Origin of the sequence: Streptomyces sp. AHU1 (assembly GCF_045343905.1) — a bacterium.
GTDB lineage: Bacteria > Actinomycetota > Actinomycetes > Streptomycetales > Streptomycetaceae > Streptomyces > Streptomyces triticiradicis.
The window spans coordinates 9,302,937-9,316,597 of sequence record NZ_CP174283.1 but is presented as its reverse complement, the minus strand read 5'-3'; the positions used below and the strand labels follow the sequence as shown (position 1 = coordinate 9,316,597).

13 protein-coding genes are annotated in these 13,661 nt (G+C 67.7%); 11 read left to right on the top strand and 2 right to left on the bottom strand.

Annotated elements, in window-relative coordinates; translation table 11 throughout:
• Positions 1–495 precede the first annotated feature (495 nt).
• Positions 496–657 carry a hypothetical protein gene (locus ACICHK_RS41130; protein ID WP_406841126.1) on the bottom strand — a complete coding sequence of 54 codons (162 nt, stop codon included), beginning with the start codon at positions 655–657 and terminating at the stop codon, positions 496–498.
• Positions 658–844: 187 nt separating this feature from the next.
• Here ACICHK_RS41130 and ACICHK_RS41125 point away from each other — a divergent pair, with 187 nt between their 5' ends.
• The 6 genes from ACICHK_RS41125 to ACICHK_RS41100 all read left to right on the top strand — a co-directional run bounded on the left by ACICHK_RS41125 (position 845) and on the right by ACICHK_RS41100 (position 5,966).
• Entirely contained in the window at positions 845–1,720 is an 876-nt protein-coding gene (locus tag ACICHK_RS41125) for a hypothetical protein (RefSeq protein ID WP_406841125.1), read from the top strand.
• Between the two features lie 408 nt (positions 1,721–2,128).
• Positions 2,129–2,572, top strand: coding sequence for a hypothetical protein (locus tag ACICHK_RS41120; protein WP_406841124.1), 444 nt, complete (start codon positions 2,129–2,131; stop codon positions 2,570–2,572).
• A gap of 125 nt (positions 2,573–2,697) precedes the next feature.
• Positions 2,698–3,213: an N-acetyltransferase family protein gene (locus ACICHK_RS41115; protein WP_406841123.1), complete on the top strand. Its 516-nt coding sequence runs from the start codon at positions 2,698–2,700 to the stop codon at positions 3,211–3,213.
• A gap of 671 nt (positions 3,214–3,884) precedes the next feature.
• The gene (locus ACICHK_RS41110; RefSeq protein WP_406841122.1) at positions 3,885–4,751 is read left to right on the top strand and encodes a hypothetical protein; all 867 of its coding nucleotides are present in this window, start codon (positions 3,885–3,887) and stop codon (positions 4,749–4,751) included.
• 93 nt (positions 4,752–4,844) lie between these two features.
• Positions 4,845–5,426, top strand: coding sequence for a hypothetical protein (locus ACICHK_RS41105; RefSeq protein ID WP_406841121.1), 582 nt, complete (start codon positions 4,845–4,847; stop codon positions 5,424–5,426).
• A gap of 84 nt (positions 5,427–5,510) precedes the next feature.
• Positions 5,511–5,966 carry a hypothetical protein gene (locus ACICHK_RS41100; protein WP_406841120.1) on the top strand — a complete coding sequence of 152 codons (456 nt, stop codon included), beginning with the start codon at positions 5,511–5,513 and terminating at the stop codon, positions 5,964–5,966.
• A 154-nt stretch (positions 5,967–6,120) separates the two neighbouring features.
• Here ACICHK_RS41100 and ACICHK_RS41095 read toward each other — a convergent pair whose 3' ends face one another.
• Positions 6,121–6,909: a hypothetical protein gene (locus tag ACICHK_RS41095; RefSeq protein WP_406841119.1), complete on the bottom strand. Its 789-nt coding sequence runs from the start codon at positions 6,907–6,909 to the stop codon at positions 6,121–6,123.
• A 273-nt stretch (positions 6,910–7,182) separates the two neighbouring features.
• On the opposite strand from ACICHK_RS41095, the gene ACICHK_RS41090 reads away from it, so the two are divergent.
• The 5 genes from ACICHK_RS41090 to ACICHK_RS41070 all read left to right on the top strand — a co-directional run bounded on the left by ACICHK_RS41090 (position 7,183) and on the right by ACICHK_RS41070 (position 13,096).
• Entirely contained in the window at positions 7,183–7,452 is a 270-nt protein-coding gene (locus ACICHK_RS41090; protein WP_151470191.1) for a hypothetical protein, read from the top strand.
• A 130-nt stretch (positions 7,453–7,582) separates the two neighbouring features.
• A complete protein-coding gene (locus tag ACICHK_RS41085; protein ID WP_406841118.1) occupies positions 7,583–8,473 on the top strand; it encodes a hypothetical protein in 891 nt (296 codons plus the stop codon).
• A 226-nt stretch (positions 8,474–8,699) separates the two neighbouring features.
• Positions 8,700–11,711 carry a CHAT domain-containing protein gene (locus ACICHK_RS41080; RefSeq protein WP_406841117.1) on the top strand — a complete coding sequence of 1,004 codons (3,012 nt, stop codon included), beginning with the start codon at positions 8,700–8,702 and terminating at the stop codon, positions 11,709–11,711.
• 26 nt (positions 11,712–11,737) lie between these two features.
• Entirely contained in the window at positions 11,738–12,169 is a 432-nt protein-coding gene (locus ACICHK_RS41075) for a hypothetical protein (RefSeq protein ID WP_406841116.1), read from the top strand.
• Between the two features lie 3 nt (positions 12,170–12,172).
• Positions 12,173–13,096: a hypothetical protein gene (locus tag ACICHK_RS41070; RefSeq protein WP_406841115.1), complete on the top strand. Its 924-nt coding sequence runs from the start codon at positions 12,173–12,175 to the stop codon at positions 13,094–13,096.
• Positions 13,097–13,661 lie beyond the last annotated feature (565 nt).

The window sequence follows — 13,661 nt, the reverse complement described above, 5'->3', positions numbered from 1 at the left end:
GGAACTCCCGCGCTGCGCGCAGGAGTTGAGCGGAGCCCGCGCTGCGCGCGGGTGACGAAGCGGACTCCCCGCGGTGCGAGGAGTCGGCCTCGCGCTGCGCTCCGAGCCGTGTTTCCTTCCGTCAAAAGTTTCGTTGAATCCGGAGGTTGAGCTGGTGCTCTTCCGGCTCTCCGCTTACGCTTCGAGCCGGCGGCTCCTCGTCGCTGCGCTCCTGGAGGAGCCTGGGGGTCCGTCCGCTGCGCTCCCGGACCCGGCCCGCGTTCCGCGGGCGGCTGGCTACGGGGGCACGGGGCGGATTGGTCGGTGAGCTGTTTCCTTTGCTACAGAACTTTTGGTGAATCCGGGTTTGGGGTGGGTGCCCCTGAGTTGGGGTTGCGGGCGGTGCTCGGCGGTGCGTCTCGCTGAGGTGGGAGCGCAGAGGAACTCAATGGGTGTGTAGCCGGGCTGTCCTGACATCACCTCAGCAGGCGTGTGCCAGCCGGGTGTGGCGGGGTGTCAGTCGTGCTGCCACCAGGTGACTGCGAGGCCGACCAGAAGGGCGCCGATGTGGCGGGCGGCTCCGGTGAGGAGTGCTGCGGAGACGAGGCGCCGCCAGGAGACGGTGGCTACGTGGTCCTGGTGCCCGGTGGTGGAGGGGGTGCGGTTCTTCTTCGGCATGACGGGTGTCCTTCGTTCGGGCAGGGCACGGCCGCGCGCCCTTGCGGGGTGTGGGTAGTGCAGCGAGGCGGTCCGCCGGGGGTCGGCGGGGTTGTTGTGCTGCTGAACTGATCGTGGCAGCCGGGTGGTGGGCGCTGCATCCTCAAGTGGGGCCTGGTTGGCGGGAGAACGATGTAATTTCCACCCCGTGTACACGTGGGAGAGCATCACCGGGCCCGGCAGCATCGAGGACCTCGTCGCGGACGCGCATGCGGCCGGTCATCCGGACATGACCGTGCGGCGGGTCCACGACTGGATCGCCAAGGGGCTTCTGGACCAGCCGCGGCTGCGTACCCGGCACCGCGGTTCGGACAAGGCCGAGCACAGCGTCAACCAGCGCCGGCTGCTGCTGCTCCTGCTCGACAAGCGGCAGCAGGTAGCGCACCTGAGTGCGCTGGCGCAGGTGCCGCTGGCGATGTGGCTGTGGTGGGACGGCTACGTCCCCACCCGGCAGGCGCAGCGGGCGTGGATGACCTGGGTGGGGCGCGGCAGGCGCAGCCAGGAGGTGGCGCGTGAGGGGGCTGTGGGTCTGCTGGAGCAGGTCGGGCATCAACTGGCCGGCGAGACCGCGCGGGCCCGGTTCGTGCGGACCATCACCGCCCTGGGCAACGGCAAGACCCTGACGGTGCGCGGGCGAGCCGAGCTGCTGGACGCCGTGCGGGACGTCATGGAGCCAGAGTCGGTGTTCGCCGCCAGCGGCCTCGTCCGCGCCCTCGGCCCCGCGCAGACACCGATGACCGTCGAGGCGGTCGTGGGCCACGTCGAGGCCCTCAGCGCCGCGCTGAGCCGCACCCTGGACGGAACCGTGGACAGTACGCTGCTGGAGCGTGCCCGCGCGATTCACCGTGCTTCCATGGCCGACTACCTCGCCCAGCGCGGCGACCTCGCCGCCCAGGCCGGAGAGCTGGCCGGCCTCTTTCGCGAGCCCACCCTCCAGGAACAGTTCGACCAGGCCGGGCAGCAGCTCCTGCTCGTCGTAGGGATGGAGCTGCTCCGCGGCCGTGCCCGACCGGCCGGGTGGTAGGAGCGGCGTACTTCGCCGACAGACGAGGCGCGGCCGTCAACGGGCCCGTATCAGCGTGCCGCGGGTGAAGGGGGTGGGTGCCGTCCAGGACGTCGGCTTACGCCGAGGGCGTGCGGCACTCGATCATCGACCAGGCCACCCACTGAAGCGAGGCAGCCACCAGGTTCGCGTAGCGATGGCCGGCCTCGGACGCCCCCACAGCCCGGCCGATCCCCTGGAGATACCATCAGCTCTCTTTGCGATCATCTAGGGGAAACCGTGCGTCGACGTCGAGTGTCCATATGTGCTGCTCTGGGAACTCTTGCCCTGGTCACGGCCTGCTCGGACTCACAGGCCTCCCCCACCTCCACCCCAAAGCCATTGGCTTCGGCCACTACGCAGTCATCGACTCCGGCCACCACGCAGTCATTGACTACCACCACCACGCTCGACCAAGCCGATGAACGCCTCCACGAACTGTTGCTCAAGGTAACCACGGCCGCACGAAAGTCAGGACCGCCCCCGATCGGCGCCGTGCATCCCGCCGTGGAGACCGCTCCCGACTGCCAGGACCCGGGCACCGCGAGACACACGGTCACCATGTCGCTCCTCCAGGGGGTGAGGTCTGCGGACGTCGGCCCCAAAGTCCGAGCCGACCTCCAGAAGCAGGGCTGGACCATGGGAGGATGGCGCCTCCATGACAACAGAAGGCGATACACATCCCCGGGCAAATTCGGGGAATTCACCATCTTCGTCTCCTACGTGAAAGGCTCCGGCGAGACGAACGTGCTCGCGAACACTCCCTGCCTGAAGGGCTCACCACTCACGAAGCCCTCGATGTTCCCCGAACCCGGCAGCACCGAACCCCAGTAAGTTCCCCGCGGTGGACGTGACGACGAGGCCGTGGGACAGGCGTCGGCGACAAAACTCCTTGCCGAGCGGTGGGATGGCAACCTACCGTCGGCCGGCCCACACCGCTCCAGACCCGAAGGACGTTGATGTCTTTGCGCCCCGCCGTCGCCGGCGACGCCGACTTCCTCTGGCGCATCCTGCTCGAGGCATACAACTGGAACGGCGATCAGCGGTTCACCGCCGAGCAGCTCGCCGCTGAACCGCACGCCGCGCGCTACCTCGTCGGCTGGCCCCGCAGGGACGACTTCGGAGTCATTGCACAGACCGACGCCGGCGAACCGATCGGCGCCGCCTGGGCGCGGCACCTCCCCGAGAGTGAACCCGGCTACGGCTTCGTCGCTGCGGACGTTCCCGAGTTGACCTTCGGCCTGCTGCCCGAACACCGCGGCCGCGGACACGGCCGGGCCCTGATGGAGGCGCTGATCCGGGCCGCCGCCGCGAGGCCGGCCCCGGCCGCTCGGCTCAGCCTGAGCGTCGAGGACGGCAACCCCGCCGCGCACCTCTACGCCCCCCTCGGCTTCACCCGGGTCGGACGTAGCGGCAACTCGGACACCATGGTTCTGAACGTCCAGACCTGCCCCACGCCGCTGAACAATCGTTGATTCCCGCGCCCCCACCGGCCTCGCGCTATCACGAACAGGCTTTGTCCGGGACTTGATCAAGAAAGCTGAGAGCGCCTCTGGTGAGCCCTGCCTGCGCCCGGCTGGTCACAGACGGCCCGGTTGGGTCTGCACGGTTCGTCGCCCTTAGACGGCGCTCTTCGGCGACATCCGCTCGGGCTACATCGCCGCCAGCCGTCACCCGCTGACCGGCTGAGCGCACCTGGACGACGACACCGGGAAGTCTCGGGCGCGGCGACCCCGCCCGGAAGGGACCAGGCCTCCACACGCAGAACTCGCACCGGACGTAATCAACGCTGGCAGGATGGCCGGGACGGGGGGCACCGGTCCCCGTCCCTGGGGGAGAGCAAGGGCATGCTGAGAGCCGGAACGACCTGTACTGACGCGATCGATTTCCTGGAGCAGGGTCTCGTGGCCGGGAGCCTCAACGACGTCTCCATCCGGATCCCTCACTCGATGAGAACGGGCGAGGAAGCCGCGGCCGAGATGCGGGCCGTACCTACGGTAAGCGGTACGACGAGTGGACCTGGAAGGCCGCCGAGGAGCTCAACCAGCGGTTTAGCGAACGGGAGATCGCGGGACAGCTCCGCGCGGGCCGCTACCGGGCGATCCTCTTCCCCTGCCTCGGCGACGCGTCAGACAGGGATCGGCTCGTGAACGAGCAGGACGGACAGGACAAACAGGACGGACGAGGTCGCCAGGAGCGTGCGGACGCGGTGGACCGCGAGATGGCCGCACGCTTGCTGCCCGACGCCGTCGTACGGGCGCTGGGCCGCTGGTGGGAGACGAATGCGGCTGCCTACGCGGATAGGACGCCCGGCGCGCACACCGTCCGCTACACGCCCAGCCGGTGGGCGCAGATCACCCCGTGGCCGAAGGCACTGGCGCCCACCTCCGCCGACGGTGACGCTGCGGTCAGCAGGGCGGAGGTGGCCGCGGCCGTCGCTGACGCGCTGCAGCGGGAGGCGTTCAGGGAGGCGCTGGCCGCGACGTACGTGTGGGGCAAGGGCAAGCGCGGCACTCCCGGCGGCAGCGGACCGGCCACCCTCCACAAGATCCTGGCCCACGACGGCCTCGACGCAACGCTGGCCACCGCGGTCACCGCACTGCACGAACACGGTGCACCCCAGGCGTACGCTGCGCTCCAGAGGCAGGTGCCCGGGCTCGGGCCGGCCTTCTTCACCAAATTCCTCTACTTCACCGGCCTCGCACTGGAGCCCGTCCACGGCATCCGGCCGCTCATCCTCGACCGCGTGCTGGCCCGACGCCTGCGGCAGATAGCGGCTGCGGTCGGCCGCGAGAGCGGCCACGATGCGGACGGCTCCATCGCCGCCTGGGTCTGGTCCGACAGCAACTGGACGCCCCACCGCTACCAGGTCTACCTCTCCTTCATGCACGCCGCCGCCGACCAGCTGGCCGCGCATGAAGGCTGGCCGTCCGGCGCGGCCCCCGACCTCCTCGAATGCGCGCTGTTCACCACCAGGTGGGAGACATCCAACTCACTGATCGTTTCAGAATGATCTGATGACGCGGCTGCCGCGTGCGGTGTCCGCCGGGGTCATCACGGGTAGTCCGGTTCCTGGCGGTCAGCGGCCCTGGCTATCGTCTAGGTCATGGCCTCAGGTGATCATCTGCTCGATCTGATCCGGAGCATGCCGGACATCCACGGCCTGCTGCGGGGATCCTTCGAGTTCGACGTCGAGCGGAGGGAGTGCGGTGATGGCCTGCGGCTGGCCTCGGGTGCGCCGCTGGAACCAATCGCAGGAGATTTCACCGGTGGGGCGTACTTCCTGTGCGCCGAGGAAAGCGGTCGCCGCGCAGTTGTGTACGCGAGCTCCGACGGGGCTGGCGGGCTGATCGCCGATGACCTGGCCGGGGCGCTGGAGATCATCGTCGGGTTGCAGTGGCGGGACTGCCTGGTCTTCTCCGGCGGCGGCAACGTGGAGGTCATGCAGGCTTCCGCCCAGCACCTTGAGAGGTATCTGGCCAAGGACAATCCGGAGTTCGCCGAAGAGCGCTCCTGGGTGGCTGCGGCTCTGTCGCTGCGTGTTCTTCCTGTCTCTGACCTTGTCGTTCGTCTGCAGGAGGCGGCATCAAAGACCGAGCCCCACTACGTGGTGGCCACTGATGACGGCGATGTCTACGGCCCGCTGTTCGGCGAGTACTCGCAGCCGCGGCTCGGTGGCTGGCGCTGAGCCGGACGGAGCCCCCATCACTTGACGCGCCGATCTTGCCAGCTCCGGTGGCGTCCGACGGCCGCTCTCAGCAGACTCTCGGCTGTGGATTTGAGACCGGAGTTGTTGCCCCCGCCCGTGAGCCGGCAGCGGCTGGAGGAGCTGTGCGCCGAGGTGGAGCGGATCGCCGGCCTGCTGGAAACCCGCCCGGAGGCGGCGGGCGCGGTGATCGAGGCCTTCAACGCGATGACCGGGCACGACTACATGGCCCTCGACTTCGCCGAGTACGGGGGCAGCAGGAGCCTGGAGGAGTTCGGCCGGGAGGCAGCCCGGCCGGCCCGCCCCGTGGTCGCGGACGCCACCCGGGACGAGCTCGTGGAGATCGTCCGCAGACTCCTGACTGCCCCTGCGGAGAGCGGCTACTACCTGCGGCTCCTGGAAGCGAACGTGCCGCATCCCCACGTGAGCGACCTGATCTTCCACCCCTCGGACGACCTCCAGGACGCGTCCGCGGAGCAGATCGTCGATGCGGCACTGAAGTACCGACCGATCACGCTCTGAACCCTGCCAAGAAGTCAGCCGGCCATGGCCTATTGCTCGGCGCGGGCACGAGTGGTGGGTCAGGAGACTGCAGGTAGCGGCGCAGCAGGGAGGCGTCGAGGTCCTGGCGCTGGAGGCGGGCGGCGAGCAGACACACGGGGGGCGCCCAAGCACCTCAGCGCACCGTGGCGGCGTCTCGCGGGACGAACCGCATGTCAGGGTGGGCGGGGTCCGGGCGCGGCTCGCCCGGCGGCAGCACGGGAGCCAGCGTCTCGAAGATCCGCTCCATCACCTGGTCCGTGTACCCGTCCATCGTGGCCGATGCCTGGAGCAGCACACCCCCCGCCCGCAACGGAAGAACCCGGTGGAACGCGCCCGAGTCCTCCAGCGCCGCGACGCCGCCCAGCCGCGCCACAAGTTCCGCCGGACAGACCGTCACCCAGGCATAGCCACGCAGGAACTGCCGACCTTCGCACAGGGACGTGCGCCGCTTGCGGCTCAGCACGACATCGAGGTTGGTGAGTTCGCCGAAGTCGTCCCATTCGATGTGGCCGTAGAGGGGGCTGCTCCCCTCCAGCGCCGCGTGCAGGAAGTCCACCACCGCCGTGCAGGACGCGACGTCATCGGGGGAATTGACCTTGGCCAGAGCCGATGCGCGCCAGATGGATCCGTCTTTCAGGACGTGGTAGGAACTCGCCCGTCCCAGCACCTCCAGTTCCCCGCCCTGCGTGAGGAACACGAGTTGGGCTCCCCAAGGGAACGCGGCAAGCTGCTCCTCGAACTGCGGCCACGTCTTCGCGATATGGGGGAAGCGGCGCACCAGGTCGTCGATGTCCGGGCGGATCTGCGCTTCGGAGTCGACCCCTCTCCCGCTCCCGGCCTCCGCCTCCACCAGGTCGCTGTACAGCCCGGTGCGGGCGGCACGAAACCACCGGACCAGCGATGCCCCAGAACTGCCCGGCACAGCCGCATCGAACGAGGCTCCAACATATACGTACACCCCGCGCACCCTACTGGTGCCCGGCAACAGGAAACCCTGCGACGATCACCACATTCCGAAGTGATCACCGAACTCGCACTTCAGAAGCCTCTCTGGCTCCTCGACTTCTGCCGAAACGCCAGCTCAGGTCGACACGTCACAACCACCAGAAATCCTGCACCGATCACTAGACCAACAGCTCAGCGCATCGATCATGCAGTGATCCTTAGCGGATTTGCCACAGGGGCCTGACATGCCATGGCAGGAGGTCAGGGCACATTTCTATCAGCCACTTTCACGCAAGATGTCCCGGACACTTTCACGCGCGTCACCATCTCCGGCAGCGACGTGGCAAAACTCGCCCGCGCCACAGACGGGGAAGAGATCAACGACATTGTCGCCGCAGGGATCGCCCGCTACATGAACGGCGGCATGTACACCGGCTTCAGCCCGGACGACTTCAAGTTCAACCTCGACGACGTGACCTTCAGAGGAGTCGAGACAACTGTGGCTGAGCGCCACAGCTGACCAGTTGAGCGCCACGCTTGACCACGGACATACCCGAAAGTCGGACTCTCCTGACCTTTCGATGTCCGTGATGCCCTTTCAGTCCTACGCTCCTCAGGCAGGCCGACAGGTCCCCGAGCCAAGAGGAGACATGGACACGTCACGCAAGCCAAATCCACAGCGCAGCCAGCACGGAACCGTCGTCGTCGGCGATGCGTCAGCAATGTCGCCCGGGGCTGTCAATTCCATTGCGCACAGCTGTTCTCCATGGCTGGTGCTCGCGTTGCTGGCTGCCCTGGCCGCATCCTTACCCTTTTGGTTCACCTTGAGCATCGACAGAGGCGAAAGAGGGAAGCAGAAGCAATACATTGAAGAGATCGGCCGAGCCCGCCAGGACCTGTTCACAGGGCAGCTCGTCTACACGGACGTGAAATCGCTGCAGCTTGAGGCAGGCGGGGAGCCGCGCTTGTTCCGAGTCGACGTCCTGGGCCGTACGCGTTCGGCCAAGCCCGGTGAAGAGCAAGCCCCGCTGAAAGCGGGCGCACAGATCGGGGTGAAACTCCACTGCGCGGGCACCGCCGTGCGGTGCGCACCACTGTCCTCGGAGCGCCAGAGCGTCCTCTCCAAGGAGGACAGGGCAACCTGGATGTGGGAGGTGAGTTCACAGCACCCCGGAAAGATCACCATAGCCTTCACCGTGACCGCCTACCTAGGCGACGGGAACACCGTGCTCGTCGAGAAGCCGCCCCTGACGTCACGTGTTGAGGTAGCGGAGCCCAGCGCCAGCTGGTTCTCCTGGGTGAAGGATTTCTGGGGCTGGGCGGCCGACGCGATCGCGACATTGGGCGGCATGGCCGTCTCTCTGAGTGCCATCGTTGCCGTGATCGTGATGGTGATTCGCAGGAGGCTTCCCGATGCCAGCGCGGCCGAGCCGTCCACACCAGAGCCAGAACGCCGCGCCCACCGGCGGCCGCGAGTCGTTGTGACAAGGAGTGCACGACTTGGTCCTCAAAGAAGTGGTCGCCGCGCTCCGCGTGAATGACGGTCCATGAAGCGGCGGGTGCCGAGGCCGGGCATGTTCGTAGGGCCGAAGCCTCACGTCCATCGTCCGCTCAGTGGCCAACTGCGTTGCTCGGCCGCAGCAGCGGAGACTTCCCGCCTCATCAAGCCCGAGAACTGGACCGACGACGCGTGCTGAAGGCTGTCACAAGTGATCACCAATCGACTTGACCAGCAGTCAACCTGCCATCCCACCTAAACTCCGAAGTATGGGGGAAAAACAGCTCGACAGCGGCGGAGAGCCGCTGGACGACAAGATGGCCATGATCGCGTTTACGCATGGCCACCAGCGTCGGCGTGCCTACGAGACGTCAGGTAATCCAGCGGTGTTGCGCGAAGCGATCAGTCTCCTACGGACCGCCTCCGCAACAGGCGGTCGAATTCCGGACCTGCGGCCCTTGGCGCTGGGAGATCTCGGCCTGGCCCTGCGCGCCTGGGTGCACCTCGCCGAGGACGCGGCGCTGCTCGCTGAGGCGATAGCCGCTCATGAGGAGGCGTACGCAACCATCAGCGCCGACTCCCCGCACAAGGCAGGCATGGCCGGCAACCTCGCAGGAACGCTGCGCATGCAGCTGGAGAGACAAGGCATTCCTGCCCTTGGCGACCTGGACCGGGTACTGAGCCTCTACCAGGAGGCAGCAGATGGCGCAGCGCCCGCGTACCGACCGACGGCACTGGCCAATCTCGCCAACGGCTACAGGACGCGTTTCGACGTCAGCAGCGACCGGACGGACCTCGACAGGGCAGTACACGCGGCTCTTGCCGCCCTTGCCGAAGGCGTGGACGATGCACCGCTGCCACTGTCGACGGCAGCCAAGCTGCTGGCCCGGCGCGGTCGGCTCGACGGCAGTCGTGACGATGCAGCACGCGCGCTTGAACTGGCCGAAGCATCCCTGGCTGCCGCCCCCGTAGGCTCACCGCACCACGCGGCAATCTGCGCGGGGCTCGCTGGGGTCCTGATGGACTGGTACGTCGTCACCGGGGAACTGGGCGCGCTTGACCGGGCCCTAGAAGTCTGTCGGCGAGGCTTCGCCGTCGCCGGGGAAAGGGATCGGGCGTACCTGTGGCTCAACCTGTCGGCAGCCCACCGGTTCCGTTACGACGTCTACCAGCGGCGCGATGACCTGACCCGCGCCGTTGAGGCCATGCAGCACGTGTTCGACGGGCCCTTGGAGCTCATGCCGCACCCAATCGGGTGCCTGCGAACGGCCGCAGCACTGCACACCCTGGTGGCAGCAGAGTTCCGCCAGCCCAGGTACTTTGCCTCGGCCACCGCGCTACTGAACGAGGCCAGACGCCGCCTTCCGCCGGAGCATGTCGTGCAGAGCGCGGTGATCGCGCAGCTGGGATCAGTGGCGTACCAGCGCTGGGAGCTTGAAGGCGATCTTGACATGCTTCGCGAGTCAGTCCGCCTACAGGAACAGGCGTGGGACTCCCTCGTCGAGTTCGTCGACACACCAAACCGGCAACGAACGCGCTACATGCTGGCTTGCGCCGTATCCTCTCTTGGCGCTGCTACCGGCGACCCCGTCCGCCTGGCTCAGGCTGCGCAGCATTTTGCCGAACTGGCCGAGTTCGGAATACCAGGTCTGGACACCGACCTGGCGATCAGCGCTGCGGACGCCCGGGGAAAGCACGCCACTCGTGCGGGCGAGCACACGGTGGCAGCGGAGGCGTTCGGACACGCGTGGGCGCTCGTGCGCGCCCGCTTCGCCCAGGAAGTAACCTGCCGCCACCGTGAGGGGGCACTTCGCGCCAGCCAAGGGGTGGCCGGGCGAGCTGCGGTGGCGCTGGCTTGTGTCGGCCAGGCGGAAGCCGCCGCGGTGGCTGCCGAAACCGGGCAGGCCGTCATGGCTTCCGAGGCAGCACAACGTGAACAGCTCAGCCTGGATCGGGTGGCGGCCGTCGATGAGCAGTTGGCCAGCCGGCTCGGCGATGCCGCGCGGCGACTGCGCGAGGCCGAGCGGACCGACCGCTCCGACAGCGTGGACGACACCGACGCAGCTCTGGCCATGCTGACGCGGGCCCGTCGAGACTTCGACCAGGTGCTCGCCGACGTGCAGGCCATCGACGGCCTCCAGGACGTGCTGGCACCACCCACCCAAGCGGACCTGAAAGCCGCAGCGCAGGACGGCCCGCTGGTCTACCTGATCGCCGAGGCGTATACCGGCCTGGCACTCGTTGTCCAGCACAACGGAACGGTCACCCCCGTGCCGTTACCCGACTTCACCGTACGTGACCTTGCCCCGAAAGCAGTAGAACTGGCGAAGCTGCGACCCGGCCAACTGGGTGCGGCGGAACGCTTCCAGGCGGTGCTGGACTGGCTCGGCGAAACAGCAGTACAGCCCTGGCTGAACCTCGTCCCTGCCAAACCCGATGACCCTCCGCTGCGGCTGGTCCCGGTAGGGGTGCTCGCCAGGCTCCCGCTGCACGCGGCGACCGTCCGGATCGGAACAGCTGACCCCGGACCCCTGGCGCACCAACGAGCGCTGGCTTTGGTGCCCAACGCCCGAGCAGCGACTGCAGCCCGGCGCCGCGCGGAGGTCCTTGACGGAGAGCAGCTGCTGATCGTGTCCGACCCCCGTCCCAGCACAGCAGCACCCCTGCCCGCAGCCCGGGCCGAGGCGGAACGGATTGCAGACGCCTACCAGGACGCAACCGTCTTGGTAGGCGAGCAGGCCACCCGGGAACAGGTACTCGCCCACCTGCCTGCTGCAGGCCTGGTCCACCTGGCCTGCCACGCCTTCGCGCATCCCCGTCAACCGCGCGAAAGCGCCGTCCTGCTGGCCCACGACGAACGACTGAGCGTACGGGACATGGCAGCCACCAACCTGGCCGCCCGCCTGGTCCTGCTGTCCGCCTGCGAGACCGCAGTAGTCGGCCTGACACTGCCGAACGAGGCCATCGGCCTCGCCACTGCGGTGCTCGGCGCCGGTGCGGCCGGCGTCATCGCATCCCAGTGGCAGGTGCCCGACATTGCGGCCGCGGTGCTCATGACCCGGCTCCACGGTCACTTACGGAATGGTGCAACACCGCCCGTCGCTCTCGCCCGCGCGCAGGGCGAACTCCGCCAGCTGACCAACACTGAACTCGCGACCCAATGGCCGGAGCTTGTCACCGAACCACCAGCACTCAGCGGTCCGGCCCGCCGGTTCTGGAGCCGTGGCAGGCCCTTTGACGACCCGCGGTGCTGGGCCGCGTTCATATACATCGGGGCATGACGCTCCGGGGAGGGAACCAAGCACGCATGAACGAGGACGCGGACCTGGTATTGGACGCTGCTCGAGCCCTGCGCGGCGAGCTGCTGGATCTGGCCGACGGGCCGGATGCCGAAGAAAGAGCCACGCTCGATCGGGAACTGGCGGCACTGCTGGCCGCTGCAGCCGGCGGCACCGAGGTCGAGCAGGACCTGCTTGACCTCATGGGCCGCCACCCCGCCATCCACGCCTGGACGATCGGGTTTCTGACTCACGGGCAGCCAGCTGACGCATCCACCCACCATGACCGTGACCTTCTCGGCGGCGACGCACCCCCCAGCCGGGGTGAGCCGGTCCGGGCACCCAAATTTCTGTGCCCGCAAGGAGACACGGTGTGGTACCGCAGGTCGGTCGGCCAACCCGTGCCCAAATGCCGCACCCACGGCGAAGAGCTGCAGCCGACCGGGGCGGAAGCGGGCTGACAGATGCTCAACGAACTGTGGAAGGGCATCAGCGGCAAGCTGGCCGAACGCTTCATGGCCCTGGCCATACCAGCGGTGCTGTTCTGGACAACCGGCCTGGCCGCCTACGCTTGGTCCGACGGAGGTCCAGCCGACCTGCGGCATGCAGCGCACCGGGCGCTCGCCCAGCCTGCAGCCGTCCAATTCATTCTGGTCACAGCATCGTTGGCCGTGGTCACTGCCAGCGCATTCGCCGTGGCGCAGATGGGCACACCCGCACTGCGCCTGCTCGCCGGCCAGTGGCCGCCCATACTTCGACCGCTTCGCGAGCGCCGACTGAGCTGGCACCGGGCCCGGGCGGAACGCTGGGAGGAGCAATGGCAACGACTGCACGAGAAGGTCGAGAACGGTACGGCGGACGCGGGAGAACTGGAGCGCTCACTCGAGCTCGACCAGCGACTGAGGGGCTACCCGACCGACCGGGCCCGCACTCTCCCCACCGGCGTCGGCAACCTGCTGCGCGCCACGGAACTGCGGCTGGTGAACAGATACGGGCTGGACGTCGTACGGTGCTGGGCTGCTTTGTGGATGGTGCTGCCCGACAACGCTCGCACCGAGCTCGCAGCGGCGCGCGCCTCGCTCGACTCGGCGGTGCGGTCGCTGCTGTGGGCCGTTCTGACACTCTGTTGGCTGCCTCTTGCCTGGCCCGTGGCGCTGCTGTCCGGACTGGTCACCACGACACTCCTGTTCGTGGTGCTGCCGAACCGCGCCGCTCTGTACACCGACGTATTGGAAGCCGTAGTACATGTCCACCGGGGAAAGCTCTACGAAGCGCTGAGGTGGCCGCTACCCGGCACCCCGGCGGCCGAGCCGGCATCCGGCGCCGCGCTGACCGCCTATCTGTGGCGCGGACTGGAATCCGACCAGCTACAGTTCCGACCGTCCTGACGTCGAAAACGGTGCATACACTCCCGTCCTCACCTGTCGGGCTCTGCTGTGTTTGAGCGGGCCGAGCCATTTGACTGCTCGATTACGAGAATGGCGGTGAGCTGGCCGGAATATGGCTTCGACAGGACGATGGAGTACCGCGCTGAAGGAAGCTGAATGCGGTGCACGGCGCGGCTGGCAGGCCAGCTGAAGGCATCCTCGTCGGCCCCGCCTCAAGCGGACGGGCAATGCCGTGGCTCGGGAGTCGACGCTCCAGAGCCACGGCGGTTCATGACCTAGCGCGGAAGGTAGGCGAGGACTTTCGCGTACACATCGACATCCCGCGGAACGAGAACAGGCTTGCTTGAATCATCGGAGGGCGGGAGCTTCTGCAGAGCCTGGAGCAGAGTCTCGGGCTCGGGAACGATCTGGCCAGGGAGCAAGGGTAGGACTTCACTGAAGCCGGTAATGACCCATCCCTGGTCTCTGTACCAGACCAGCAGGACACGATCGACTCCGAACTCGTGGGCGAGACACGGATGGGCCTTGACCCCTGATCTTGGACACACGAGACACTGGATCCTGA